Origin of the sequence: Pseudoalteromonas sp. LC2018020214 (genome assembly GCF_016598755.1) — a bacterium.
In the GTDB taxonomy this organism is placed as follows: domain Bacteria; phylum Pseudomonadota; class Gammaproteobacteria; order Enterobacterales; family Alteromonadaceae; genus Pseudoalteromonas; species Pseudoalteromonas distincta.
Genome location: NZ_CP066804.1, coordinates 287,555 through 312,758, shown reverse-complemented (window position 1 = coordinate 312,758; position 25,204 = coordinate 287,555). Strand labels below are relative to the sequence as shown.

27 protein-coding genes are annotated in these 25,204 nt (G+C 39.1%); 8 read left to right on the top strand and 19 right to left on the bottom strand.

The annotated features are described in order from the left end of the window. Nucleotides 1-18 precede the first annotated feature (18 nt). Complete coding sequence (locus JG479_RS01440) at nt 19-498, top strand: RNA recognition motif domain-containing protein (protein WP_024596401.1); 480 nt, start codon at nt 19-21, stop codon at nt 496-498. Here the strand turns inward: JG479_RS01440 and murI are convergent. Together murI and JG479_RS01430 are read right to left on the bottom strand one after the other, a co-directional pair. Then, nucleotides 461-1,261 carry a glutamate racemase gene (gene murI, locus JG479_RS01435; RefSeq protein WP_002962063.1) on the bottom strand — a complete coding sequence of 267 codons (801 nt, stop codon included), beginning with the start codon at nt 1,259-1,261 and terminating at the stop codon, nt 461-463. The two genes, JG479_RS01440 and murI, sit on opposite strands and share 38 nt — an antisense overlap. Nucleotides 1,262-1,326: 65 nt before the next feature. Next, nucleotides 1,327-2,466 carry a DUF5610 domain-containing protein gene (locus JG479_RS01430; RefSeq protein ID WP_200219774.1) on the bottom strand — a complete coding sequence of 380 codons (1,140 nt, stop codon included), beginning with the start codon at nt 2,464-2,466 and terminating at the stop codon, nt 1,327-1,329. Nucleotides 2,467-2,628: 162 nt separating this feature from the next. Between JG479_RS01430 and trmA the strand changes: the two genes are divergently transcribed. Then, nucleotides 2,629-3,726, top strand: coding sequence for a tRNA (uridine(54)-C5)-methyltransferase TrmA (trmA, locus tag JG479_RS01425; protein WP_200219773.1), 1,098 nt, complete (start codon nt 2,629-2,631; stop codon nt 3,724-3,726). Nucleotides 3,727-3,791: 65 nt separating this feature from the next. On the opposite strand, the gene JG479_RS01420 is transcribed toward trmA, so the two are convergent. The 4 genes from JG479_RS01420 to ccoG all read right to left on the bottom strand — a co-directional run bounded on the left by JG479_RS01420 (nt 3,792) and on the right by ccoG (nt 7,595). Continuing rightward, entirely contained in the window at nt 3,792-4,430 is a 639-nt protein-coding gene (locus JG479_RS01420; protein ID WP_002962055.1) for a thiol:disulfide interchange protein DsbA/DsbL, read from the bottom strand. Nucleotides 4,431-4,446: 16 nt separating this feature from the next. After that, entirely contained in the window at nt 4,447-5,070 is a 624-nt protein-coding gene (locus tag JG479_RS01415; protein ID WP_002962054.1) for a thiol:disulfide interchange protein DsbA/DsbL, read from the bottom strand. A 34-nt stretch (nt 5,071-5,104) separates the two neighbouring features. After that, on the bottom strand, nt 5,105-6,079 hold the full coding sequence (locus tag JG479_RS01410; RefSeq protein WP_024596396.1) for a serine/threonine protein kinase: 975 nt from the start codon (nt 6,077-6,079) through the stop codon (nt 5,105-5,107). Between the two features lie 85 nt (nt 6,080-6,164). Next, complete coding sequence (gene ccoG / locus JG479_RS01405) at nt 6,165-7,595, bottom strand: cytochrome c oxidase accessory protein CcoG (protein WP_002962052.1); 1,431 nt, start codon at nt 7,593-7,595, stop codon at nt 6,165-6,167. A 288-nt stretch (nt 7,596-7,883) separates the two neighbouring features. Here ccoG and JG479_RS01400 point away from each other — a divergent pair, with 288 nt between their 5' ends. Together JG479_RS01400 and JG479_RS01395 are read left to right on the top strand one after the other, a co-directional pair. After that, on the top strand, nt 7,884-8,243 hold the full coding sequence (locus JG479_RS01400; RefSeq protein ID WP_002962051.1) for a hypothetical protein: 360 nt from the start codon (nt 7,884-7,886) through the stop codon (nt 8,241-8,243). Further along, nucleotides 8,243-8,449: a hypothetical protein gene (locus tag JG479_RS01395; RefSeq protein WP_002962050.1), complete on the top strand. Its 207-nt coding sequence runs from the start codon at nt 8,243-8,245 to the stop codon at nt 8,447-8,449. The genes JG479_RS01400 and JG479_RS01395 overlap by 1 nt, the downstream gene beginning before the upstream one ends. A gap of 27 nt (nt 8,450-8,476) precedes the next feature. Here the strand turns inward: JG479_RS01395 and JG479_RS01390 are convergent, their stop codons facing one another. From JG479_RS01390 to gspC, 13 genes are all read right to left on the bottom strand, one after another. Beyond that, a complete protein-coding gene (locus JG479_RS01390) occupies nt 8,477-9,064 on the bottom strand; it encodes a UPF0149 family protein (RefSeq protein WP_002962049.1) in 588 nt (195 codons plus the stop codon). A gap of 22 nt (nt 9,065-9,086) precedes the next feature. Further along, nucleotides 9,087-9,845 (bottom strand): type II secretion system protein N, encoded by a 759-nt coding sequence (locus JG479_RS01385; RefSeq protein WP_182683009.1) that lies wholly within the window; start codon nt 9,843-9,845, stop codon nt 9,087-9,089. Nucleotides 9,846-9,848: 3 nt separating this feature from the next. Continuing rightward, the gene (gene gspM, locus JG479_RS01380) at nt 9,849-10,322 is read right to left on the bottom strand and encodes a type II secretion system protein GspM (protein WP_002962046.1); all 474 of its coding nucleotides are present in this window, start codon (nt 10,320-10,322) and stop codon (nt 9,849-9,851) included. Next, nucleotides 10,319-11,527 (bottom strand): type II secretion system protein GspL, encoded by a 1,209-nt coding sequence (gspL, locus tag JG479_RS01375; RefSeq protein ID WP_039488555.1) that lies wholly within the window; start codon nt 11,525-11,527, stop codon nt 10,319-10,321. Before gspL ends, gspM begins: the two co-directional genes overlap by 4 nt. Beyond that, nucleotides 11,524-12,513: a type II secretion system minor pseudopilin GspK gene (gene gspK / locus JG479_RS01370; protein WP_002962042.1), complete on the bottom strand. Its 990-nt coding sequence runs from the start codon at nt 12,511-12,513 to the stop codon at nt 11,524-11,526. The genes gspL and gspK overlap by 4 nt, the downstream gene beginning before the upstream one ends. Beyond that, nucleotides 12,506-13,144, bottom strand: a complete 639-nt coding sequence (gene gspJ / locus JG479_RS01365) for a type II secretion system minor pseudopilin GspJ (RefSeq protein WP_165744596.1) — start codon at nt 13,142-13,144, stop codon at nt 12,506-12,508. Before gspJ ends, gspK begins: the two co-directional genes overlap by 8 nt. Next, nucleotides 13,145-13,519 carry a type II secretion system minor pseudopilin GspI gene (gene gspI / locus JG479_RS01360; protein ID WP_002962039.1) on the bottom strand — a complete coding sequence of 125 codons (375 nt, stop codon included), beginning with the start codon at nt 13,517-13,519 and terminating at the stop codon, nt 13,145-13,147. After that, nucleotides 13,519-14,106, bottom strand: a complete 588-nt coding sequence (locus tag JG479_RS01355; RefSeq protein ID WP_002962037.1) for a pilus assembly FimT family protein — start codon at nt 14,104-14,106, stop codon at nt 13,519-13,521. Before JG479_RS01355 ends, gspI begins: the two co-directional genes overlap by 1 nt. Before the next feature lie 49 nt (nt 14,107-14,155). Beyond that, a complete protein-coding gene (gene gspG / locus JG479_RS01350) occupies nt 14,156-14,578 on the bottom strand; it encodes a type II secretion system major pseudopilin GspG (RefSeq protein ID WP_002962036.1) in 423 nt (140 codons plus the stop codon). Nucleotides 14,579-14,660: 82 nt separating this feature from the next. Beyond that, nucleotides 14,661-15,896: a type II secretion system inner membrane protein GspF gene (gene gspF / locus JG479_RS01345; protein WP_002962033.1), complete on the bottom strand. Its 1,236-nt coding sequence runs from the start codon at nt 15,894-15,896 to the stop codon at nt 14,661-14,663. A 2-nt stretch (nt 15,897-15,898) separates the two neighbouring features. Beyond that, entirely contained in the window at nt 15,899-17,464 is a 1,566-nt protein-coding gene (gene gspE, locus JG479_RS01340; RefSeq protein ID WP_002962032.1) for a type II secretion system ATPase GspE, read from the bottom strand. Beyond that, on the bottom strand, nt 17,457-19,520 hold the full coding sequence (gene gspD / locus JG479_RS01335) for a type II secretion system secretin GspD (RefSeq protein ID WP_200219772.1): 2,064 nt from the start codon (nt 19,518-19,520) through the stop codon (nt 17,457-17,459). The genes gspE and gspD overlap by 8 nt, the downstream gene beginning before the upstream one ends. Before the next feature lie 23 nt (nt 19,521-19,543). Continuing rightward, nucleotides 19,544-20,485: a type II secretion system protein GspC gene (gene gspC, locus JG479_RS01330; RefSeq protein WP_197099179.1), complete on the bottom strand. Its 942-nt coding sequence runs from the start codon at nt 20,483-20,485 to the stop codon at nt 19,544-19,546. A 209-nt stretch (nt 20,486-20,694) separates the two neighbouring features. Between gspC and hslR the strand changes: the two genes are divergently transcribed. The 4 genes from hslR to JG479_RS01310 all read left to right on the top strand — a co-directional run bounded on the left by hslR (nt 20,695) and on the right by JG479_RS01310 (nt 25,089). Continuing rightward, nucleotides 20,695-21,117: a ribosome-associated heat shock protein Hsp15 gene (gene hslR, locus JG479_RS01325; protein ID WP_002962027.1), complete on the top strand. Its 423-nt coding sequence runs from the start codon at nt 20,695-20,697 to the stop codon at nt 21,115-21,117. Between the two features lie 12 nt (nt 21,118-21,129). Beyond that, complete coding sequence (hslO, locus tag JG479_RS01320; RefSeq protein ID WP_002962025.1) at nt 21,130-21,975, top strand: Hsp33 family molecular chaperone HslO; 846 nt, start codon at nt 21,130-21,132, stop codon at nt 21,973-21,975. Nucleotides 21,976-22,246: 271 nt separating this feature from the next. Then, nucleotides 22,247-23,785: a phosphoenolpyruvate carboxykinase gene (locus JG479_RS01315; RefSeq protein WP_039488561.1), complete on the top strand. Its 1,539-nt coding sequence runs from the start codon at nt 22,247-22,249 to the stop codon at nt 23,783-23,785. Between the two features lie 182 nt (nt 23,786-23,967). Then, nucleotides 23,968-25,089: a PepSY-associated TM helix domain-containing protein gene (locus JG479_RS01310; protein ID WP_200219771.1), complete on the top strand. Its 1,122-nt coding sequence runs from the start codon at nt 23,968-23,970 to the stop codon at nt 25,087-25,089. Nucleotides 25,090-25,204 lie beyond the last annotated feature (115 nt).

Below are 25,204 nucleotides of genomic sequence, written 5' to 3'. Positions count from 1 at the left end.
TTTATTGGTAGATCTAAAATGAAATTACCCGATCAAAAATCTTTTATCTTCTCTGTTATTCTTGCTGTAGTTGGTTTTGTTGTTGTTGAGTTTGCTTTAGGCGGCTTAGCTTTAAACCCTGCATTACTATTTGGTGCTGGTTTATTAATAGGTGCGATTGCTATTGCTGCAATATCATCTGATGTGACTGAAGAAGCTGAAGTTAAAACAAAAACGCTTTATGTTGGTAACCTTCCTTATCGTGCAAACGAAGGTGTGGTTCGTGCATTATTTGAAGAACAAGGCAAAGTATTCAATGTTCGTTTATTAAAGGATAAGAATACTGGCAAACGTCGTGGCTTTGGTTTTGTTGAAATGGCGCAAGCTGATGCAGACAATGCAATTGCTAACTTGAACGATAGCGAGTTCCAACAACGTACTTTAAAGGTACGTGAAGCAAAACAAAAACAAGAAGATGATTCTAATGCTCTACGTACTGAGACGGATCAGTCAGTGTAACTAGCTTTACCGCTAGCTTATTGCTAAACACATCAGCCGTTGCATAATATTGCAGCGGCTTTTTTATGTCTGTTTGTTTATCCGCACATAAGTTAAGTTGGTTAAGTAGGAAGTTGACTCTATTTGCTATCGCTACACCTGAATCAAGTAATTTTACATTCCCTTCAAAGTACTGACTAATCGGCCCTGCTAATATCGGAAAGTGCGTACACCCTAGTACAAGTACATCTATAGTTTTATCTATATGTAGTTCATCAAGTACTTGATACAACTTATTTGTATCTAAAGAGCCTGTAAAAAAGCATTCCTCAGCTAACGTTACTAATTCAACACTGCTATACAGATTAACGATCACATTACGTGCATGTTCAGCAATTAATGTTTTTGTGTATGAACTGGCGACCGTTGCCGGTGTGGCTAACAAGCCAATATGATTTGAGCGTGTTAATTCTGCCGCAGGCTTTATTGCTGGCACAACACCTACAATAGGAATATCCGTAATTTGGCGAACAGCGCTGAGTGCAGATGTAGAAGCGGTATTACACGCTATTACAATTAAATCGACGTTAAGCGTGTTGGCTTTGATGAAATGAATAAGTGAACATAATCGGTTAATTATAGTTTGTTGGGACTGAGCACCATAAGGTAGTAATGCATTATCCATAAAATAGCTGTACTGAGCATTGGGGATACTTTGCTTGATATGTTCAAGTACAGTAGTTCCACCAATACCTGAATCAAAGACCATTATATGCGCTGACAAACTACCGTTCCTACTTTACTTTAAGAACGGCAGTTTGCCATGGGGTATTTATAAAAGAAAGTAGTTTAACTTTGCGTGGTTTCTAAATCAGTAAGCCTGTCGGCTGCTGAATTTAACTGATTAAGGTTTTCGAACATAGACTTTGTATAATCTACTAACTTATCTATTTGTTCCTGATCTTGATTAAACCATTGGAGAATGCCAGCTAGCTGATTTTGTAATCCAAGCTCACCCGCTTTGTCAAAAGCATTTTTAAGGTCGTCATTAAAAGGGGCTAACCCCTCTGCTACTTGTTTTTCTGGTGCTGGTTTATATTCTTCATAGCTTTTAACTGTTGCTATTGTTTTTGTTTGGCGTAAATCCATAGAAAAAGCCACCAGCTGATCGCTGTCTAAACTCAGCTCTTGCGCTTGTTCAAATGCTTCATCTAAATCACCACCAAAAAAGGTTTTACTTAAATCTTGTAAGTCTTCCATCATCGCATTAATAGCTTCTTGCTCTTGCTCGTTTAAGTCACCATTTACCGACATCGAAAATGATACCTGTCGAGATTGCGATGATGAGCTTGCAAACGACTCACTATTACTATTTTGCTGATAGCCACTTGCCGACTGAGATTCAAATGCATCAGCAAAGCTAATACTTACCTCATCGCCTTCTGCGGTTGTAAATTTATACTCTGCATTACTCGTCATACTGACGTATTGGGCCTGGCTTATATTTACGCTGGCAGGTTGTGGGTTAAATAACGACTCTTCAAACTTATCCAGCCCATTGTAAATTCCCTCTTTGGACTTATTAATGCCCTCTTCCATGTCATCATTAAATACGCCAGTACCTTTGAGTTCATCAACAGCGTCATCAATCCCTATTTGGACTCCTTTGCGCGCATCGCCTAGCATATCTTTGAGCTTTTCGTCATCAGCGCCGTTAGCTTTTGCTTTATTTACAGCACTACTTACAAAATCGAGTACGTTTTTTACTATTTCATCAAAATCAAATAGTGGTTTATCTGCTTTTTTTTCTGCGATAGGTAATCCAAGCTGCTCAGCCATTTTATCGCCAAGCACCTTTGCGGCCAACTCTCGGCCTCGTTGTTGATAGCTATCTTGAGGAGACGTAATTGTAGGTTGCTGTATATCAGCTTTATTATTGAATTTATTGATGTTGTTGTTTGGCGTAAAGCCATAATTACCTATTTTCATGATTCGTCTCCTAAGCGTGCGTAGTTTATTATCGGCTATAACAACAAAAACTAAAGTACAATGTTCAATAAAACAGCATAAATGCTAGCCAAAACTAGACAAATACGCAGCGCTCCCTACAATAGCGCCGATAAACAGATCTTAGATAAGGTAGTAGCGTTAATGGCAGTTATTAAAATAGATACCACACAGTACCAAGCGCAGTTAAGTGAAAAAGAGCAGCGCATTAGTACGCAGTTTCAACGTTTTGGTGTGGAGCAACTAGAAGTATTTAGCTCAGAGCCAACTAACTACCGCCAACGTGCTGAATTTAGAGTATGGCACGACGGTGATGATCTGTTTCACATTATGTTTGATCAACAGACAAAAGAAAAAATCCGTGTTGATACATTTGACCCAGCAGCGCCTCTAGTAGGTGAAATAATGCAGGTGATGATTGAAAATCTTAAGCCTTGTGAAATATTACGCCGTAAGTTATTTCAAATCGATTATCTATCAACGCTAAGCGGTGAAATTTTAGTAAGCTTGCTTTATCACAAACCACTGGATGATGAATGGTTAAGTGAAATTAAAGCACTGAAAGAAAAGCTTAGCAGTAAATACAAAATTGACTTTATAGGCCGTGCTCGTAAACAAAAAGAAGTACTAGGTGATGACTTTGTAACTGAACGTTTAACAGTTAATGGTCAAGAGCTTATATACCAACAAGTAGAAAATAGCTTTACTCAGCCTAATGCAAAAGTAAATATTAATATGCTGGAGTGGGCACAAGATTTATGTAAACCACTTAAAAATGATTTACTAGAACTGTATTGTGGTAACGGTAACTTTTCAATTGCATTAGCGGGCTGTTTTAATAAAGTATTAGCGACGGAAATATCAAAATCATCTGTTCACTCTGCTCAATACAACATTGCTAAAAACAACGTAGAGAACTTAGATATTATTCGTATGTCGAGTGAAGAGTTTACTCAAGCAATGAATGGCGAACGTACTTTCTCTCGTTTAGAAGGGATTGATTTAAAAAGCTATGACTGCCAAACCATATTAGTTGATCCACCACGCGCGGGTATGGATGAATTAACGTGTGACTTAGTGGCTAACTACGAAAACATAATTTATATATCGTGTAATCCTGAAACCCTTGAGCGTGACCTTGATCACTTAACACGTACGCATAACGTTAAGCGCTTTGCTATATTTGATCAGTTCCCTTATACGCATCACATTGAGTCGGGCGTTTTCTTACAGCGCAAATAAATACGCTCAGTAAACGTTACCCATAAAAAAAGCTCCTTAAGGAGCTTTTTTTGTTTTAGCTAAACTTACTTGTTAGCTAAGTAATTAATTAATTTGCTAATGTCTTCAGGTTTAGTAATACCCGACTCACGACCTAGGTTTAATTTGTACTTACCATTTACAATAAAGGTAGGTACGCCACGTAGTGCGCCTTTTTCTTTAAAGTAGTCTTGATCGCGTTTCATTTTAGAGCTCAGCGTACGTACCGAGAAGCTTTTAAACAGCTTATCAAACTTATCACCATCAACGCCCTGCGCTACAAATATATCTTTTACATCTGCAAGCTCATTAAATTTAGCGCGCTTTGTATGGATATGATTAAAGATTGCAGAAATAATCTGATCTTTTTGTGGAAGCACTTCAGCTGTCGCCAGTGCTTGGCTCATCATCTGTTGGTTTTCGGGGTCACGTACACCTACAAAATCAACATGACTCTTTTTAAATTTAACGTTTTTATCAAGCTTAGGCTTAAACTCACCAATTAGTGCTTCCATGTTATTACATGCAGGGCAGTAAAATGAGAAGAACTCTTTAACCTCTGGCTTTTTAGTTGCACGCTCAGAAACTACGTCGTAATGCACGCCTTCTTCATACGTTGCTGCAAAGCTTGTTGCTGCCATAGGAAGTAATATTGCAAGCAAACCTGCTTTAACTAATTTAATCATTATTATACTCCGAAATTTATAGTGCTAATAAAAACGCTACTAACTCATCAAGTTCTTTTTGATTTTTGATGGTGTTGAGGTTTATTTTATATTTATCGTTAACAATAAAAGTAGGTACACCTGTAAGTGCGCCTAATTTTGAATATTTATTCTGTTTGTTTTGCATTGCTTGCTCAGCTGAAATAACAGGCATGCTTGCAATCTCTTGATCAAACGTTGCGCTATCAATACCATTTACTTCAAGTAATTTTTTAACGTCTTTCATTTCAGTTAATGGTGCACGTTGAACATGGATACTTTTAAAAATTTGATCGCTAATACTTTGCGCCTGACCATGCTGCTTAGCAATTAAGTAGGCAAAGCTTAAATTACTTTGTGCTTGTGGTGACACGCCACCTAAAAAGTTCACGTGGTTTTTAATAAACTCCGCGCCTTCAGGCAAGCCTTTTTCAATTGCTTTTGCTACTGGTTCAAACTTAAAGCAATGTGGACAGTAAAATGAGAAAAACTCGGTTACTTGCGGTGACTTGCTTTTGTCTACATCTATAACAGTGTATTGATTATCAACTTCAAACTGTGCAGCAAGTGCTGCAAATGGTAAACATAAAAGTAATAAACTCAGTTTTAATTTTTTAAGCATTTGTATCTCGTTGTACTTGTCTTTAAATAAAATATTACGGCAATAACTTTAACGGTGCTTCTTGCAATGCTGCAAGTTGCTCTTTCAGTGCTAAAATTTGTTGCTCCCAGTATTTGTCATCAGCAAACCATGTAAAGTTCCGCACAAAAGCAGGATCACTCCATCGTTTAGCTACCCATCCCATATAATGGATAATACGCATCGCTCGCAGCGGTTCAATTAATTTGAGTTGAGAGTGATCAAAATCGCAAAACTCTTCATACGCATTTACAAGGGTGTCTAACTGTAACAGTTGCGTCGCTCTATCGCCACTGAGCATCATCCATAAATCTTGGATTGCAGGACCTTGGCGGCTGTCATCTAAATCAACAAACATTAGCGCATCACCTGCCCATAAAATATTACCAACGTGGCAGTCACCATGTAAGCGAATACTTTGCACATCTTTATACTGTTTTTGCGCCTGCTCTATCACTAAATCTAAAATAGTATAAAAGGCAGTATTTATTCCCATGGGCACTAAGTTACTTTTTTGAAGATGAACTTTGGCTGTATGCAAATACTCCTCGCAGGTAACTGTTGGCCTATAAGTAAAAGGTTTTGTTTTAGCTACTTGGTGCATACGGCCAATCAATCGCCCCATTACATCAAGCTGATCTAAATTATCAACCTCAAATAAACGCCCACCTACACTTGGAAACAACACAAACAAATACCCTTCGTGTTCAAACAAGCTTTGCCCATTATATAAAATAGGGGCAACAACGGGTACTTCTGCATCCGCTAGTTCAAATGCAAAGTCATGCTCTTCTTGAATTTGCTCTTTACTCCATCGCTCTGGGCGATAAAACTTCACTACGTAACGCAGGCCATCATCCGCTTTAAATTGGTATACTCTGTTTTCATAGCTATTGAGCGCTAATAAACCAGATTCGGCGTACACACCTACGCTTTCTATTGCATCGAGTATTAGGTCAGGTGTTAAGTCAATAAAACTAAATTTACTCATACTCTTCTTATATAAAATAAAAGCGGGTTATATACCCGCTTTTGTTAATTGCTATATCAACTTACCTAATTAAGGTAAGTTGCGATTATCGCGCTTTAAAAAAGTTACTCGACTGCGATATTGTCTCATCCGGCTCATCTACCGGTGAAAGCACAAAGTTAAACTCAGTCATCGGCGCCTTCAAATCATAAGGGTCCATTACAAGTGACAATGGTACGTTATGAGATTCCCCTGCCTGCACAGTAAATGACTGCTTACCAATATACTTAAAGTTATCTAACCCTTGTACTTTAATATTAAAGGTTTGCTCGTACTGCGCTTTATTAATTACCTTTAATGTATAGGTGTTCTCTACTAAACCATCAAAATCGACACGATATAATTGGTTTCGGTCACGAATAATATCAAAGTCCATTGTTTTACGCAGTGCTATATTAGCGACAAGCGCTCCCGTAAGCACAACAAGTATGACCGTGTAACCAATAATTTTAGCTCGCAGTGGATTCGTTTTATTTTCTGGGGTTTCAAGATTTCGCTCTGTCGTATATGAAATAAGCCCACGCGGGTATTCCATTTTATCCATTACGCCATCACACGCATCAATACATGCACCACAGTTGATACACTCAGCTTGTAGCCCATTTCTAATATCAATACCTGTTGGGCACACTTGAACGCACAAGTTACAGTCTATACAGTCGCCTAGTTCTAAATCTTTATGGTCTACTTTACGTGAACGAGGACCACGGCTTTCACCTCGGCTTTCGTCGTACGTTACGGTGTATGTGTCTTTATCAAACATAGCTGATTGAAAACGAGAGTAAGGACAGATGTGTAAACACATAATTTCTCGCATCCAACCGGCATTACCATAGGTACACGCAGCAAAGAAAATAATACTGACTAGTGCATAACCGCCTACATCAAACGTTACAAAGTCAGGGAGTAACTCCCTTATTGGCGTAAAGTAACCCACAAAAGAAATAGCGGTATACAACGAAAACAATACCCAACTAGTATGCTTTGCCGTCTTACGCCAAAACTTATCAAAATTCATGGGTCGTTGATCGAGTTTTTTACGTTGATTAGCCGTGCCTTCAAGCTTTTCTTCGAACCAAATAAAAATAAAAGTCCAAACAGTTTGCGGACATGTGTAGCCACACCACACCCGTCCATAGAAGGTGGTCACTAAAAACAACGCAAATGCTGCCAACATAAAGATAAACGCTAATATAGTAAAATCTTGAGGCCATAGCGTTAAACCAAAAATATTATATTTTTGACCAATTAGATCAAACAGCACAGCTTGCTGGCCATTAAAATTAATCCAAGGTAGTAACATAAACGCAAGCAGGCCTAAGAAGCCAATGCGCTGTCTAAGTAATTGATGTAGGCCTTTTACAGCACGCACATAAATACGATTTCGGGGATTGAACCTATCATCTTGACGGCTTAAATCCGGTTTTTGGATTTTCACCTCTACAGGGATATTCTTTACTTTAATTTGCTTGTCCATCGAAGTTCCTCAACGCCGCTTGGAAATAAAAATCCAGCAATACTCAAGTACTCTATACTTAAAGTTAGCAAGTTACTTGCTAGGCATATTTACTTTAATAAATTGCCTTCTCGAATACTTTCAGATATTTCAGAAATATCTGACTGCTGTTAACCATTATAACAATGTTGGTTAAAATTACTGGCATAGATTGCTAATAATTTATTCATCCCAGTTACTTGCTTTTAAAATGCAGTTTATTACACTGCATGGTAATTCAACCCTACTTAGATCAAGGTTTACGTATCCATGAAAAAATTTATTATTTTGGTAGTTGTGATCCTTGCCTTTTTTACAATCGATCACCCACTTATAAAAGAACCTCGCGAAAGGTTACTAGGTGAAGGCATTGGCTTTTTAAGTGATGCAAGTAAGGTCAACAGAAGCCCAGCTGCAAATATGGCTAAAAATAGGATCAGCAGTCAACTTAAACTATCTGAATCTGAAGGTGAGTATGTAGAAAAAACGTTTACAACAGATGACTCTGTTCAGTTATTTCACCTACGCTATTGTCGTGAGCGTGACTTAAACCTTTATTTTTATGACGACCGTTTAAATACGGTATGTAAAATAGTGACTGAAGCATTAGAGCAAAAGCGAGCAAAGTAGTGGATTTTTCAGGATTAAATAAAAAAGCAAGCGACTCATTTCATAAGCAGCGCAATATGCTCAAGCAATTAGCGCAAGGCAAAACATTAAAGTGTGAGAAGTGTAATGGGGTTTTAACACTTGATTTAGCCACCAGCGAGCCTGGTAAAGGCATAGTAAAGTGCAAACAAGGCTGTACGGATATTATATTAGAGCTAGGCACTTAGATTAAACTAAGCGCCTAGTATTAATAATTACTCTTCCCAACTCTCGTCGGTTATCAAGCCGCTATTAATTGCGACCACTTCAATTAGTTCAGCAAACCCTAATGCAAAGTCACCCATAGATTCATACTGATACTGACACAAAGCTTCTATTGTCATGTTATTTTGTTTGGCAATCTGAGCTATTGCTAGCTGGTCGAGTGAAAAAAAGCTTAGTGTGCTTAACGCACTTTCTAGTGCTTGTTTAAAATCAACGTCTAATTGCGGTGCATTTAACAAAGGTTCTGCATAAGCTTTCGTTGCAACTAAGAAGCCTTTACTCCACGACTTACAAAATTCAGCATCAAATGTGTCTGGTAATTTATATCCAGTTTCGAACACCTGCTCACTAATTTTGTGATAAAGCGCCATAAACAAAAAAAGCATTTCTTCATCTAAATCATTAGCTGTGTTTGGCAATATCTGCTCAAGCCACTCATGTACATCTAATGGGTTGGGCGAACAAATTACACCAAATAAATAGCCTTGGCTTTGTACAAGGGTCATTGCTTGAGATTGGGTATTTAAAAATGAGCTGAGCTGCTTTGCGTGCAACTCAGTAAATTGGGGTATTTGCATTAAAACTCTTTATATTAAAACATTAAAAGTTGAGCGGATAGCGACCTTGGTTATCTGGTCGGCCTAAAAACTTAACCGCATCATGTACATCTTTAGGTAAGCTGGCATCTGGTTTTACATAACCTGCCACTCTAAAGTCGAAATTAGCTTTAAGTGTAGCATCTGCCTCAAGGCCAAGCGTATTATCTGGGTCAATTAATATAGCAACATCACCCGATTTACAGCTTAACTTACCAGCTAGAGGACCAATATTAAACCATCCATTTAAGCCTTGAACATCAATATTAGGGCTCGCTATTTCACCTTTTAGTGAATCACAATAAGGTGCGCCTGAGCTGTATTCATCAAGTTCTAAAATCACACGCCCTTTAGCGGTAACAGGCAGAGGAAGTTGCACACGTTGCATTGCACGCTCTACTGTTGAGCGCACTAGGGCATCAGTCACTATTACTTTTTTATTAAAAAACCCATAACTTACATCTGCGTAACCCGAAATATCACTGCGTTCTCGTGGATTACCAAATTTTATGTTCGCATTTAGTTTGCCTGTAAATAATTTCCAGCCTGCAATATCCCAACGCACATTATTTAACTGCTCACCATCAAAACGAACTTGCATCATTTGACCTTGCCAAACAGTACCTACAGTTTGCCCAACTTCTAATTGCTTTGGAAAATACGGCTTAGCTATATCAAGCGCAATACTGGCTGGTAATTTAATAATACAAAACACAATAAAACTAATTAAAAAGACAGCCGATAACGTTATTATTTTTTTCATTAATTAATTCTCTAATACTAAACGGCTTACGCGCACATAGCCTGATTTATCATCGCGACTTAAATCTAAATTTTCAATTTTTAAACCATGCTGATTTACTAGCTCATCTAGCCATTCTATTAACTGATTAAACTCTACTGAGTCAAGCGTCAAACGAAGTGAATCACTACTGGGCTGCATTTTACTAATATTGATTTTATAGCGTCCACGAGTAGAGTTTACCACTTGGCTTAAGTTTGTATTGCTAGCAACACTGGTGTTGCCTGCAGCCTTTAGCCTAACAATACTGTCATCAACCCAAGCTAATAGCTCTTGTTGTTTAATTTGAGATTGCTGTGCTTTTTCTATCGCGTTATTTAATGGCCTAAATATTCCCATTACTAAAACAAAAATAATAAACACGCCACCAGCGACCATTACCAATTGTTGTTCTTGCTCTTTAAGCGAACGCCACTGTTTCATTAACTGCTTTTTCATACTGCACCTCGCAGTTTAATTTCACCTACGACATAATCACCGTCATTATTTAAAGACCCTTGCTCAACAGTTAAACCTTGCTTTTCAAGTATGATTTTTACTTTACCAAAAGTTTGGAAGTCTTTAGCCCGTGCACGAATGCGCAGCTCATTACGACGTTTGTCATAACGAAGTGTTTCAGGTGTAAATTCGCTGACTTGCGAAAATACATCAACCAAATTAGTCGTTAAGTCTAAAAAGCCGGATTCACTTGAGCCTTGTATTTTATCTAACGCGCCTTTAATTTGGCTTTTAATTAGATTAGGGCGAACTTTAGTTCCCGGAAATGCTTTTTGATACCTGTCGACTACTTGAGCTTTAGCTACTTCTACTTGTGTATTAAGTTGGTGTAACTCAATAGCTTTTATTGTAATTGTAGAAACCAATGCAACACTTGCTATAATTGCGGCGCCTTTCCAGTAACCCCACCACAAAGCGCTTTGTTTTTTAAGCTGATACATACCTTGGCGTAAGTTAAAATTAACGCTATCTAACTGTTTTGCAAATAATGCTAAAGGTAAGTCGTAATCGCTTGTTTGGGCTTGTAAGTTAACGCTTTCAGGAAACTGATTAGCAGGACTAAAATGTTTAATGTCGGGGTTACCCATGGCTGTTAAATAGCCATTCAACCAACTAGATTCAACCGCACCAATATGCCACTGCCCTTGCTTAAACAACCATTGGTTGTTGAGCTCAATAGCAGTTACGGCGCCATCATCTGCAAGCGGTAACAACAAAGCATCGGGTAATATTCTGTATACTGATAGATTATGCTCAGCAAATAATGCAAGCCATTGTTCAAACCATTCACGGTCTGTCATTGCTACACGAATTGCATGTTGCTCACCAAGCATTGTCGGCTGCGCTACTGCTATAAACAGTTCATCTACGTCACATGCTATATCTTCTTCAAGCATGTATGGCAATGCTTGCTCAAGCTTGCGATTCCATTTTGTTGGCAAAGCGACCGTTTTTAATTGCACTTGGTCACTGGGTAATAACACGACAACTTCTCGGGTAAGTGCTTTTTCGCTTAGCTCACTTAAATGCTCTGCATTTGGTAACTCGCCACTGGCTATTATTTCTTGTTCTTGTGGTGAGTAAATTAACCAGTTAAGTAATTCTTGTTCGGTTTGACCCGTGCGGATCAACAGTATTTCTGTCACTGTACGCCTCCAAATTTTCGCGCCAGTATCGTTACGTCGCCGTCTTTAGCGTGCAGTAATGTGGTCATCGAAAAACGCAGGTCGACAAAGTTTGCCTGCGTTTGTAATTTAAAATATTCGCTTTTAATACTAAATAAACTTTTTATTGAGTCAGTATTAGTACCGCCTTGCTGCTTCACCTGTTCAAAAAATTCATCGATGGTGTCAAATCCAGTTTGCGGTCTTGCGCCTAACACCGCTTCTGCGCCAGATAAGCTCAAGCTTTCTATCAAGGCACTGAGTATGAGCGCTTGCTCTGGCATTAATGTATTTACGTTAATTGATAAAAGCGTACTGCCTGGTATTACACATACATATGGCAATACTTTTTCCATCACTAATGGGTTAAAGCCCTTAACTAAACGCAGCTCCGATGTTGATGCAAATAAACTATTGGCTGTCATATACGGAAAATCTCGTGATAAGTACTCGTCTTCTTCTGCGCCTGAGCGATACGTAATACTGTTCTCATCAAGCCAATCAAATACGCTATCTGCCATTGTCTCTTCTGATTCATCAGCAGGTAAATCTTCAATGTTTTCAAGTAATGCAAATAGTGCTTTATGTGCAGGGTTTGTTTTACTTGCGCTATTTTCTTCTGGCGCTATGGCTAAAGCATTTAAATTTAAACATGCTTGTAAATCTGTAATTTTGCCACTTAACGTGCCGTTATCAACAGGGTATGAAGCATCTCCTTGAGTTGCCCACACTTGATCGAGTGTGGTTTTATCGGCATCATCTTTTTTACTTTGTATTAGCCCTTTAATAGCAAGCTCTTCTGCACCGTAGGCGTACCATTTAGCTTGTTGGTGACCTTGCAAGTTTGTACTTTTTTGCACTTGAACCATTAAATTAGCACTCATTTCTACTGCTAAAATAGCCGCTAATGCCACAATAAACAAAACAATAACAAGTGCTGCGCCGCGCGATGATTGCTGCTTAACCATTATTCACATCCGTAGTTTGTGTAGCAACAACTTTGCCTTGCCCAGGAACTAAAAATACACGACGAATTGGCTCTGCTTCTATTTGTTGCAACGTAACAGCAACCGCTTTTGGGAGGGCTTTAATTTCCCACTGTTCTTGCCATTCGTTTTTATCATCTAAAAACTCAAACTTAAGCTCTTCAATATTTTCCAGTACACGTTGAACCCGCGGCTCCATATTATCAAGCTGATCAACATAAACCCGATAAACACGCTCAAGGTTATCGTCAATCACTCTATAACCAACAGCTTGTAGTTCTGAACGTGGCAATAAGTTAATTGGATTTATCCAGCCATCTCGCACAAACGCGATACCATCGTATTGGCTTTCTAAAACGTAACGACCAGCAAGTAAATATTGTTCTTGAACATCACCCGACTCATTGCGAACTGCGCGTTTGGTCATTTGGCTAAAATCTTGATCCATTAATCTAAATGTTGTTTGCAATCCATTTAGCTCAGCAATCTTTTCATCGGAGGCATCTTTTGCTCTTGTTGTCGTCTCGAGTATTTGATGCGTAGCAATAATAACAAAAGCTAAAATACCCAGTGCAACCATAACTTCAAGTAATGTAAACCCGCGCTGCTTCACTTACTTTTTGCCTTTATTTAAATACGTTGATAACTCATATGCTGAATGCTCATATTTTTCATCCGTAAAAACATTTATGGTTAGTTTTACAAAGCTTTTGTCAGCAGTGGCTGTAACTTCTTGTTGCCAAAACCATTCAACACCGCCCATTACTTCGCTGCCTTTAAGGTTATTTTTACCTTGCCATTGTTCGCCTTTAGTACGCTGTTCAATAATAACGTTTTCGGCGACCCAAGATGCATAGGTTTGCTCTTCAATAGTCGTTAAGTGGTGTATATGCTCGCTTGTTGCTTGCATTGCAGCTATACCCGCCATGGCACAAATACTTAATGCCACTAACACCTCTAATAAGGTAAACCCTTTAGTGCGCTTCATTATTCTGGCTCTCGGCGAAAGTTTACTGGTGCAGTAAATTCACCTTCAATGTAATACACAGGCTCGCTTTGCTCTTTTAACTCTAATATAAGTTGAAACGCGCTTACCTCACCTGATGACAAAATAAGTACTTGTGGGATTTTTAACTTTTTAAGCTCAAGTAAACTGTCTTCATCGCCGCCACTCATAAGCTCGCGCCAGTTAGATTGCTCTAAGAGGTTATCTTGCGCCCACGCTAAATCTTCTAAATTAAGCGTGAGCTTTAATCTTTCATCTAATTCTATTGGTTTAAAAAGATCTTCACGGTCAAAAGTAATCCACTTTTCACCATCGAAAACTAAATACTCTAATGTATTTTCTTCTACTAATAAGCCCAATTCAACTTGGTTTAAAATAGCAAATTCCGATGCCATATTAATGGTGGTATGCAGCCTTAGTGCTTGAGTATCTAACTCCTCCTCAGCACCGCCTTCTAAGCTATATACCACCATTTTGGTGGCAAAAGCGATGATCACTAATACCACTAAAATTTCTATTAAACTAAAGCCTCTGTTTTTTGCATGGCGCTGCTTAAGGCTTGCTTTCATAGCAAGCCTCTAGCATTAACATGTTCATACAGAACGGTGTACTTAAGCATTATTGTTTTTCTTCGTCCCAGTTACCGATATCGTCATCAGTACCTGCTTCACCGTCTGGGCCCATAGAAAAAATATCAAACTTGCCAATTTCACCTGGGCTAATTAACTGATAAGTATTACCCCAAGGATCTTCTGGTAATTCATTAATAAAGCCACCATCAGGGAAACGTTTTGGAACCGGTTCAATGCTTGTTTGGGTAACTAGCGCTTCAAGACCTTGCTCTGTGCTTGGGTAGCTCTTATTTTTAAGCTTGTATAAGCTCATTGCATCTTCTAATTGCTGGATATCTAGATGTGCTTTATCAATAGCGGCCTCTTCTTGCTGACCCATAATGTTAGGTGCAACAATTGACATAATCATCCCGATGATAACCAGTACCACCATCACTTCTAGTAAAGAAAAACCTGATTGTTTATTCACGTAATTACCTCATTATTCTAAAAACATTTAAGTAAAAATGGTTTAGGTAAAACCATTAATATATTTAAAAATTTATTCTAACTTAAAGTCCAACAGCTTTATTCATCGCCATTATTGGCTGCAATATTGCCATTACTATAAATAATACAATAACCGCCATTGAGGCGATCATCGCAGGCTCTAGTAGTTTAAGCGATACATTAACCATGCTCTCAAATTCGCGATCTTGGTTATTTGCAGCACGCTCTAACATTTGCTCTAGTTCACCTGATTTTTCACCACTTGCTATCATATGCAGCATCATTGGTGGAAACAACTTAGTTTGCTGAAGTGCAGCTCTTAAGCTTGCACCCTCACTCACTCTATCGGATGCATCTGCAACCGCTTTTTTAATTTTTTCGTTAATTAATACGCCACCCGAGATACGCATTCCTTCAAGTAATGGTACCGAGCTTGACGATAAAATACTTAAAGTACGCGCAAAACGTGCGGTGTTAATACCACGAGCCACTTTACCTATACCTGGCATATGTAGCACTCGGTCATCCCACCAAAAACGTATTTTAGGCTGCTTAAGTGCATGCTTAATTCCAATGGCTATAGCTGTAATAGCTATTAAACTAATAAACCAATAATTTTGCACAAAATGGCTGCCTGCCATAACCCATTCGGTTGTCCAAGGAAGTACTTGTTTTGTTTTTTCAAACGTTTTTAATATTTTTGGTACTACGGTGCCCAGTAATACCGACACAATACCAATTGCAAATACCACTAATATAATAGGGTAAACCATAGCCTGAGTTATTTGGCTACGCATATGTTGGCGCTGCTCGGTATAGTCGGCTAAACGATTAAGAACTTGGTCAAGGTGACCCGACTTTTCGCCTGCGGCTACCATTGCACGATATAAATCGTCAAAAACATGAGGAAACTCACTAAGACCATCGGCAAGGGTGTAACCTTCAACTACTTTTGAGCGTACCGACATAAGCATCCGCTTTAAACGCGGCTTTTCGCATTGCTCAGCAACCGCCATAACAGCGCCTTCAACAGGGAGTGCCGATTGAATAAGTGTTGCTAATTGCCTTGTAATTAATGCTAAGTCTGAAGTTGAAATTGTCGGCTTAAAAAAGCCACCGAGTAAAGGGGCCTTTTCGCCTTTGACCTGTTTATCACTTTGCGCCGCAGGAACAACTTCAAGCGGCGTTAGTTTTTGATCACGTAAAGTTTGGCGGATTTGTTTAGCTGTATCGGCTTCTAAAATGCCTTTTTTTTCTTTACCTCGGCCATCTAAGGCACGATATTCAAACGCCGCCATAGTTAACCTTCCTCACGGGTAACACGCAATACTTCTTCAAGTGTTGTTTTGCCTGCCAGTACACGGCTACACCCATCTTGACGAATACTTGGGCTGCGCTTACGAATGTATTTTTCTACGCTTTGCTCGCCTTTACCGTTGTGAATCATTTCGCGTATGGTTTCATCAACTACAAGTAACTCATGAATACCTGTACGACCACGGTAACCATTAAAGTTACACTCCTCACACCCCACCGCTCGATAGATTGTCGGTTGGCTTTCAAAAGGAACTCCTAACAGCTGGCATTCATGCTCATCAGCCGTGTGACCTTCTTTACAGGTATTACATAACGTACGTACTAAGCGTTGCGACAATACACCGAGTAACGACGATGAAAGTAAAAAGGGTTCAACACCCATATCTTCCATACGTGTAATTGCACCCGATGCGGTATTTGTATGCAAAGTAGACATAACAAGGTGACCGGTAAGTGACGCTTGAACACCAATTTGCGCAGTTTCAAGGTCGCGTATTTCACCCACCATTACTACATCAGGATCTTGACGTAATATTGCACGTAAACCACGTGCAAATGTCATATCAACTTTTGCATTAACTTGTGTTTGCCCAATGCCTGGAATTTCGTACTCTATCGGATCTTCAACGGTAAGAATATTACGATCGCGTGAGTTAATTTGGCTCATACCAGCGTATAAAGTGGTACTTTTACCAGAGCCCGTTGGCCCTGTTACCAAAATAATGCCGTGGGGTTTACTAATTAAATCTGAAAACAATGCGCGATTTTCTGCAGTCATACCTAAGTCTTCAAGGTTTAATCGCGCGTTATTTTTGTCAAGTAAACGCAGTACTACGCGCTCACCAAAGCTCGATGGCATTGTAGATACACGCACATCAACTGCACGCCCTGCAATACGTAAGCTAATACGACCATCTTGTGGAATACGTTTTTCAGCTATATCAAGCTTAGCCATTACTTTAATTCGAGATACAAGTAACGATGCAAGTTTACGATTAGGCTTAAGTACTTCTTTAAGCACGCCATCGACCCTAAAGCGAATAACAAGCTCTTGCTCGAAGGTTTCGATATGAATATCAGAAGCCCCTTCTTTAATCGCTTCACTTAGCATGGCGTTAATAAGCTTGATGATTGGTGCATCATCGTCACCAGCAAGTAAATCTTCAGTTTGCGGGAGCTCATCAGCAAGTGAGAATAAATCAACCTCGTTGCCAATATCCTCCATCATTTGTTGCGTTTCAGAGCTATCACGTTGGTATGACGCTTCAAGCAATAGCTCAAATTTATCATCATCCAATTGCTCAAGTGTAAAACCATGGCCTGCGATACGGCGTACTTCTAATAGTACCTCCACATCTAGCTCACCACGGTAGTAAACTATACGATGATCTTTGTTTTTACCCAGTAACACACCTGCGCGTCTTGCATAGGAAAATGGCAAACGCTTTGCTGGTAACTCAACTAACACATCACTCGTTAATAGCTCATCCTGATTATGCGTTTGAGGATGAACCACATCTTGGTTTATCTCTTGAATCGCATTAGTCATCTTTACGCTCTTGTGCATTTTGTTTACGTAGAGACTCTTCATACGTAGGTGGAAGTACTAGTTCGTCATTCCACTCAGGTAAAATAGGCGTATCAGTCATTGGCATTAACTCAATACCATCTTCTTTTTGTTTAAACTGCTCACCACGAATAAAGTTATATTTATTAAAGCTTAACTTATTCATGCTTACACCATCACGAATAATGGTTGGGCGAATAAATACAATAAGATTACGCTTACGGCGCGTTGTATTTGTTGATCTAAACAGCTGACCTAAAATAGGGATATCGCCTAATAACGGTACCTTAGAAACACTTTCTTGTACGTCTTCGTCAATTAAACCGCCAAGTACAACCATACCGCCATCATCGGCCATAACCGTTGTTTTAATTGCACGTTTATTAACTGAAATATCAACAGCAGTTGCACCACTTACACTCGATACTTCTTGCTCAATAGTAAGTTGTACTGCAGAGCCATCGTTAATCTGTGGCGTAACTATCAGTTTAATACCGACTTCTTGACGCTCAACTGTTTGAAATGGGTTAGCATTATTACTGCCCGTTTGTGAGCCTGTAATAATAGGCACTTCTTGACCGACTAAAATAGAGGCTTCTTCGTTATCCATTGTAGTAATAGAAGGGGTAGCCAATATATTTGAATTTGTATCAGTGGCAACAGCCTGAATAATTGCGCCCCAATCATTTTTAACAACGCCCAGCGCTAAACCATTAATGCCACTTAGCAATGAAGCAAGCGCATCATAGTCACCCTCAGTCGTTTCGTCATAACTAGTAACGGTTCCAGTTTCTGTACCAATGATAGTTTTAGTTACGGTTGTATCTTGTGCTTGCTCTGCAGCAACAGCTAATGAACCCACGGGAACCGTAGTGCCGTTGTTAAACTGCAGCATACCGCCCTGCTCAGAAATCCACTGCAGGCCTAAGTTAACCCCGTCGCCTTCCATTACTTCAATAATAATGGCTTCAACTAGTACTTGGGCACGGCGAATATCAAGGCGTTCAATTACAGATTCAAGTGATCGCATTGTGTCTGGCTGTGCGGTAATAATTAATGAGTTTGAGTCAGGGTGAGACTCTATACTGCTTTCATTATTGCTTCTGCTACGAGTTTTAGTAGTACCGCCTTGTGCATCTTCAACAAGTGACTTACTAACACCTTGCAATACTTTGACCAAATCTTCAGCTTTAGCATAATTTAAGTAAAACACCTTGGTGTTACCTTGGCTTTCTAGCTCACCATCTAAGCGCTTAATGAGCTCAATAGCACGTGTACGTGCTTGGCCTTCACCACTTACAATAACGCTATTAGTTCGGCCATCAGCCACAACTTTTGGAATTAAGAATTCAGGTACGCTGCCTTTACCGCTGTCTTTATAAATATTATCTACCACAGAGACAACATCATCTGCCGTCGCATATTTAAGCTTAACGATGTCTACACGCTTGTCACCCGCCTGATCAACAGAACGAATGATCTCAACTAAGCGATTAACCGATGCTGCATGACCCGTTAGCATCATAACGTTAGCCGCATTAAAGTTGGCAACGTGGCCACCATCTTTTTGATCGCTAAATTGGCGAACCAAAGGGCCAAGCTCTTGTACACTTACATTTTTAACACGTACAACACGTGTAATCATCATGTCGCCGCTAGCTTCACTACCTTCGTCAATAAGTGGTACATTTGATTTTTTGGCGTCTGAACTTTTTTCTATCTTAATTATGCCATTGTCCATTTCAACAGCTGAGTAGCCATAAACTTCCAATACATTTAAGAAGAACTGATAATAAAGTGCTTCGTCCATTAACTCATAGCTGCGAACATTTACTTTGCCGCGCACGTTAGGGTCAATAATCACTGTTTTATTAAGGTTTTTACCAACAATATTAATAAACTCGTTGATATCAGTTCCTTTAAAGTTAGCAGCATATTCAACAGCAGAAACAGACAAAGAAATACTTGCCGCCAAAAAAAGTGCTGCGTACTTAGCTAACCCTTTTTTAATTTTTTTGAGGTGTAGCACCTGAACCATTATATTAAAACTCCAAAGCTAAATTATTGCAGACTAAATTGCACATCGATTTGTTCACCATCACGTTCTATAGTGATATTGGCATCTGTACTATTACGCAGCTCGTTGATAGCTGACATAGCCTGTTTTAAATCTGTTAATTGATAGCCATTTATAGAAATAGCCAAATCGTTATTTTTTAATCCCATTTGTTTAAACAGTTCAGGCTCTTTACCTGGACTTAAACGATATCCGATTAGTTCGCCATCATTCATGGCTTGTGAAACACGTATATAGTCAAATAATTTGCCTGGCTCTTCGAGCAGTTCTTCACGTGTTTCTATAATTGCTTCTTTAACGTCTGGATCTGCAGTAGCATCTATTTGTAGTTCACTTGGCTCTACTTTTTGCGGACCCATTTCAGCATCATCACGGGCAGCGAGTACTGGCATAGATACCGTTTTATTAAAATCGAGCCCATCAAGCATCAATGTCTCAAAACGCCCATTAACATTCAAAATAACACGATCTGGTAATATTTGTGCTACTTCAGCGCGCGTGCCTAATACAACTTCTTCAACAAGATAGCTTACTTGCTTACCTTGTGATTCAATAATTGCGATACCTGCTTTATCATCGTTATTAACCGCTACAATACCGGTTAAATTTATACTTAGGCGTGTTTCTGGCGCATTGTTTATAACCTGCGATTGCTTTGCAGTATTATTGTTGTTTGTTACAGTTTTTTTACCAAATAAGAATTGCTCAACAATATGCTGCGCAGAGTTATTACTCGCACCAGATGACTGATTAGCATGATGGCTAGGGGTAAGCAGAGTTATCGGTGGTTTTGGCCACAAAAGCCAAACTAGTTTTGATAATAAAAATGCAAGATAAACAACAACTAAGAGTGTCACTAATGCACTTAACTTAGCATGCGGTAAACGAGTTAAAAATTGTTTTAGTTGTTGGATTTGCTGTTCCATAAATAGTGTTCTTATTTTAATTTACTGCGTTAGCGCGTACCCATAGTACCCTTTCATTTTTCTTTCAACAAGCACACTAATATTAAACTTTGTAAACAGATTCAATTAACTTTACATAACCGTATAAAAAGTAAACGGCTGTTGTAATACCTTCATCCTACGATGATTTCATGATAAATTTTAAGCTATAAAACGCGGGGAAATGCCTTATGAGTAAAAAAAGTAACGCTAATACCAACTCAGACCATGCGGATGGGTTAAAAGTTCGATTAGATAAATGGTTGTGGGCTGCGCGATTTTATAAAACTCGTGCTATTGCACGTGAAATGGTACAAGGCGGCAAAGTGCATTATAATGGACAACGTACAAAAGCGAGTAAAATAGTAGAAGTTGGCGCAAACATAAAACTTGCACAAGGAGTAGATGAAAAGCTGATAACCATACTCTCAGTGCTTGAAAAACGCCAAAGCGCCCCCATTGCACAGACCATGTATCAAGAATCTGATGCCAGTATTGCTAAACGCGAAGAGAACAGCATCGCACGCAAAAATAACAGCTTTTTTGCCCCCCATCCGGATAAAAAACCGGATAAAAAGCAAAGACGCGAACTTTTAAAAATGAAATCAAGTTAGGTATAGCCGCTCATGCAACAAGATTTACTTCACCGTTATTTATTCAACGAACTAGATGTTCGTGGCGAACTCGTACAAATCGAGAGTGCTTATAATGAAATGATTGCCGACCATAATTACCCAGACCCTGTTAAAGCATTACTTGGTGAGTTACTCGTTGCAACCTGTTTACTTACTGCTACCTTAAAGTTTGAAGGTGAAATTGCTGTACAGCTTCAAGGTGATGGCCCAGTTAAATATGCTGTTATAAATGGTGATGACAAACAAAATATGCGTGGTATTGCACGCCTGCAAAGCGAAATTACGGGCACAACTGTAAAAGAGCTTATTGGCCAAGGCTATATGGTAATCACTATTACCCCTGAAAAAGGTGAACGCTACCAGGGTATAGTGCCGCTAGAGCATGATACTCTTAGTGAATGTATCGAAAGTTACTTTGAGCAATCTGAGCAGCTAAAAACACGTCTTTGGTTTGCAACTGACACTACTGAAGGTAGCGCAAAAGCATGTGGTCTATTTCTACAAGTGCTTCCAGTTGATAAACAAAAATCAATTGAAGACTTTGCACACCTAGAAGCTTTAAGTAACACGATTAAAAATGAAGAGTTGTTACACTTAGATGCGAACACTGTTCTTACACGTCTTTATCACGAAGATAATCCTCGCGTATTTGAACCTCAAGCTATTAAATTCAAATGTGGTTGTAGTCGTGATAAAACAATTACTGCGCTTGTTAATATTGGACAAGAAGAGCTACTCAAAGATGTAGCTGAGAAAGGGACTGTTAACATTAACTGTCATTACTGTTTAAAAGAGTATGTTTTTAACGAACAAGACATAAAAAGCATTTTCAACTAAATGTTCAGCTTCATTTATATATAGTAATTAAAGCCGCAAAATATGCGGTTTTATATTATAAAAAGATGATACCGGTGTCATGAATTTTGTTAATTTACTGACACCGGTATCATTGAAATTATTCATGTTTTTTAGCAAATATATGTGTTTTTAGAGGCTTTACGGGCTCGAATATCTCAAAACCTTCTGTTACTATAATTTCAGCTTAAGGGCACTGATAACCCCAGAGCTATCCCGTTCAAACTCTCACACATTATAGTTAGGTATAAACATGACTACAGGCGCTACACGTTTTGTCGATTTAACCGCAGCTGAACTTGTCGAGCATGCGATCCGCCGTGGCGAAGGTACTTTAGCCGCAAATGGTGCTTTTGTTGCAATTACAGGAAAACGAACTGGCCGTTCACCAAAAGATCGTTTTATTGTTCAAGAAGCGACAACTCAAGATGACATTCAATGGGGCAACGTTAACCGCCCATTTGATGCAGAAAAATTTGACGCATTATGGGCTCGCGTAGAAGCACATGTTCAAAGTAATGACCACTTCACCTCTCACCTAGAAGTTGGCGCTGACCCTGAGCATTATCTACCTGTAGTCGTAACTACAGAAACAGCGTGGCACCATATTTTTGCCAAAAACATGTTTATCGAACCACAAAACTATAACGCCTCAAACTTACCACAATGGCAAGTAATGAACGTTCCTTCGTTTGTATGTGAGCCGGAACGTGATGGCACAAATAGCGATGGCACCGTTATTATTAACTTTGCACAGCGTAAAGTATTACTAGCAGGTATGCGCTACGCCGGTGAAATGAAAAAATCGATGTTCTCTGTACAAAACTTCCTACTACCAGCAAAAGGTGTATTACCAATGCACTGTTCTGCTAACGTTGGTGAAGCAGGCGATACAGCATTATTCTTCGGTTTATCTGGTACGGGCAAAACAACTCTTTCAGCAGATCCTACTCGCTTTTTAATTGGTGATGACGAACACGGTTGGGCACCTGGAAGCGTGTTTAATATTGAAGGCGGTTGCTATGCTAAATGTATCGACCTGTCACAAAAGAACGAACCTGTAATTTGGAATGCAATTCGCTTTGGTACTATTTTAGAGAATGTAGTGCTAGATGAAAAAGGCGTTCCAGATTTTAACGATACTAGCCTTACTCAAAATAGCCGTGCAGCATATCCACTTGAACATGTTGAAAAACGTAAAGTTGAAAATCGCGCAGGCGAACCAAAAGCTGTTGTATTTTTAACTTGTGATGTAAGCGGTGTATTACCACCGGTATCTGTTCTTAGCGAAGAAGCTGCTGCTTTTCACTTTTTAAGTGGATACACAGCTAAAGTTGGCTCAACTGAGATTGGCTCTACTAGCGATATTGAATCAACGTTTTCAACCTGCTTTGGTGCGCCATTCTTCCCACGTCCTGCTGGTGTTTACGCTGAGCTTCTTATGAAGCGTGTACGCGAGTTTGGCGCTAAAGTATACCTTGTGAATACAGGTTGGACTGGCGGTCCTTACGGCACAGGTAAGCGCTTTGATATTCCGACTACTCGCGCAGTAGTTGATGCAATCGTATCTGGTAAATTAGCCGGTGTTGAAACTCAGCACATTGATGTTTTAAACCTAGATGTACCGGTAGCAGTTCCAGGTGTAGATACTAACTTACTTAATCCTATAAATACGTGGGAAGATAAAGCTAAGTACAATGAATATGCAGCAAAACTTGCCGCTGACTTCACTGAAAACTTTGCTAAGTATGACGTATCAGACGATATAAAAAATGCAGGGCCAAAAGCTTAAATAAGCTTCAAGCTTGTATTTTGACGCCAGCCAAGGGCTGGCGTTTTACTTTCTAAATACCTAATTGAATAAGTGCGACAAAATGCCGCACAACTCATATCAAAAACCATATAATATACCGCGTAATTAATCATTCCTTAATGCCCAATAAACCTGCATTACTCATTACGGCTATTTAATTAATGACACTAAAGCTTTCATGGCGAAAAACATTCAGGCGGTTACATTTATACTTAGGCCTATCAGTAGGTGTTTTACTTACTATTATCACTCTTTCTGGCTCTATATTAGTTTACTATCCGCAAATAGACTTACTGCTAAATCCAGCAAATGACGCTACTACAAACATAAAAACGCCTAATTGGGATCAAGCATATAATACGCTAAGAGCCAATTTCCCTTCAAAGCAAGGGCCATGGCGATTAGAAAACACAGGTATAAACTCAGTAATTCCCGCGCGATACTACAATCCAACAGAAACAAAAGAACAAGGCTTTGCCCCCTTAATGGTATGGCTATCTAGCAGTAGTGATAAAGTAATACGTAAAAACTATTGGGGAAAATACTTAGTAACTTGGATGTACAACTTACATTTTTCATTACTAACAGGAGCAACGGGCACTCTCGTCGTTGGCTATATAGGCATAGCCTCAATAGTTCTTCTTATCTCTGGGTTCTTTGCTTGGTTTCCAAAGCCTGGGCAGTGGGTAAAGGCACTAAAATTTAAATCTCGTAGCTCTAAAATAGGTTTGCTATACGACTGGCATAAACTAATTGGTTTAACCTTCTGCATACCGCTACTAGCTTTAACTGTTACAGGTGTTATGCTCGCTATTCCAAAACAAACAGATCCTATATTAACCGCTCTAGTTAGCGATATAAACTCCCCACCAAAAACACAAATTCAACCGAGCAAACAAACCGATATTTCTTTATCACAAGCGGTATTAATAGCTGAAAAAGCATTACCGAATGCGCGTTTAGCTTGGATTGAAACACCATCAAACTTAAATGCTATTTACAGATTAAGATTTCAAACTGTAAACGATCCTTCGTATCGCTTTCCACATAGCTATATAGAGGTTAATGCACTTACAGGAAAGTTAGAGAGCGTGTTTAATATAGATAAGCAAAGTACGGCTAGTAAAATAAAAAACTGGATACACCCTCTACATGACGGCAGCATTGGCGGTAACATTTTAAAAGTCATTTGGGTGTTAAGTGGCTTCGGATCTGCTGCATTGTTCATTATCGGCGTATATAGGTGGTTAGTTAGAACCAAGAGAATACAAAATAAACTTTAGCTGAAGGAGTACATGAATTGCTTTTCAGTAAGTCTTGTCGATAGTTTTTAATATAAAGTATATGGCCTTCGTTAATCTTAGGATTAAAAATTAATAACGCTCAGTACATATGAAA

Excerpts from the sequence above, each read along its gene's own strand:
- gspD (WP_200219772.1), bottom strand. The coding sequence starts at position 19,520 with ATGGTTCAGGTGCTACACCTCAAAAAAATTAAAAAAGGGTTAGCTAAG.
- gspC (WP_197099179.1), bottom strand. The coding sequence starts at position 20,485 with ATGGAACAGCAAATCCAACAACTAAAACAATTTTTAACTCGTTTACCG.
- JG479_RS01385 (WP_182683009.1), bottom strand. The coding sequence starts at position 9,845 with ATGAAAAAAATAATAACGTTATCGGCTGTCTTTTTAATTAGTTTTATT.
- JG479_RS01415 (WP_002962054.1), bottom strand. The coding sequence starts at position 5,070 with ATGCTTAAAAAATTAAAACTGAGTTTATTACTTTTATGTTTACCATTT.
- gspK (WP_002962042.1), bottom strand. The coding sequence starts at position 12,513 with ATGGTTAAGCAGCAATCATCGCGCGGCGCAGCACTTGTTATTGTTTTG.
- ccoG (WP_002962052.1), bottom strand. The coding sequence starts at position 7,595 with ATGGACAAGCAAATTAAAGTAAAGAATATCCCTGTAGAGGTGAAAATC.
- gspE (WP_002962032.1), bottom strand. The coding sequence starts at position 17,464 with ATGACTAATGCGATTCAAGAGATAAACCAAGATGTGGTTCATCCTCAA.
- JG479_RS01310 (WP_200219771.1), top strand. The coding sequence starts at position 23,968 with ATGACACTAAAGCTTTCATGGCGAAAAACATTCAGGCGGTTACATTTA.
- JG479_RS01420 (WP_002962055.1), bottom strand. The coding sequence starts at position 4,430 with ATGATTAAATTAGTTAAAGCAGGTTTGCTTGCAATATTACTTCCTATG.
- JG479_RS01440 (WP_024596401.1), top strand. The coding sequence starts at position 19 with ATGAAATTACCCGATCAAAAATCTTTTATCTTCTCTGTTATTCTTGCT.
- hslO (WP_002962025.1), top strand. The coding sequence starts at position 21,130 with ATGCAACAAGATTTACTTCACCGTTATTTATTCAACGAACTAGATGTT.
- JG479_RS01400 (WP_002962051.1), top strand. The coding sequence starts at position 7,884 with ATGAAAAAATTTATTATTTTGGTAGTTGTGATCCTTGCCTTTTTTACA.
- gspF (WP_002962033.1), bottom strand. The coding sequence starts at position 15,896 with ATGGCGGCGTTTGAATATCGTGCCTTAGATGGCCGAGGTAAAGAAAAA.
- hslR (WP_002962027.1), top strand. The coding sequence starts at position 20,695 with ATGAGTAAAAAAAGTAACGCTAATACCAACTCAGACCATGCGGATGGG.
- trmA (WP_200219773.1), top strand. The coding sequence starts at position 2,629 with ATGGCAGTTATTAAAATAGATACCACACAGTACCAAGCGCAGTTAAGT.
- JG479_RS01390 (WP_002962049.1), bottom strand. The coding sequence starts at position 9,064 with ATGCAAATACCCCAATTTACTGAGTTGCACGCAAAGCAGCTCAGCTCA.
- JG479_RS01430 (WP_200219774.1), bottom strand. The coding sequence starts at position 2,466 with ATGAAAATAGGTAATTATGGCTTTACGCCAAACAACAACATCAATAAA.
- gspM (WP_002962046.1), bottom strand. The coding sequence starts at position 10,322 with ATGAAAAAGCAGTTAATGAAACAGTGGCGTTCGCTTAAAGAGCAAGAA.
- JG479_RS01355 (WP_002962037.1), bottom strand. The coding sequence starts at position 14,106 with ATGAAAGCAAGCCTTAAGCAGCGCCATGCAAAAAACAGAGGCTTTAGT.
- JG479_RS01315 (WP_039488561.1), top strand. The coding sequence starts at position 22,247 with ATGACTACAGGCGCTACACGTTTTGTCGATTTAACCGCAGCTGAACTT.
- gspI (WP_002962039.1), bottom strand. The coding sequence starts at position 13,519 with ATGAAGCGCACTAAAGGGTTTACCTTATTAGAGGTGTTAGTGGCATTA.
- JG479_RS01410 (WP_024596396.1), bottom strand. The coding sequence starts at position 6,079 with ATGAGTAAATTTAGTTTTATTGACTTAACACCTGACCTAATACTCGAT.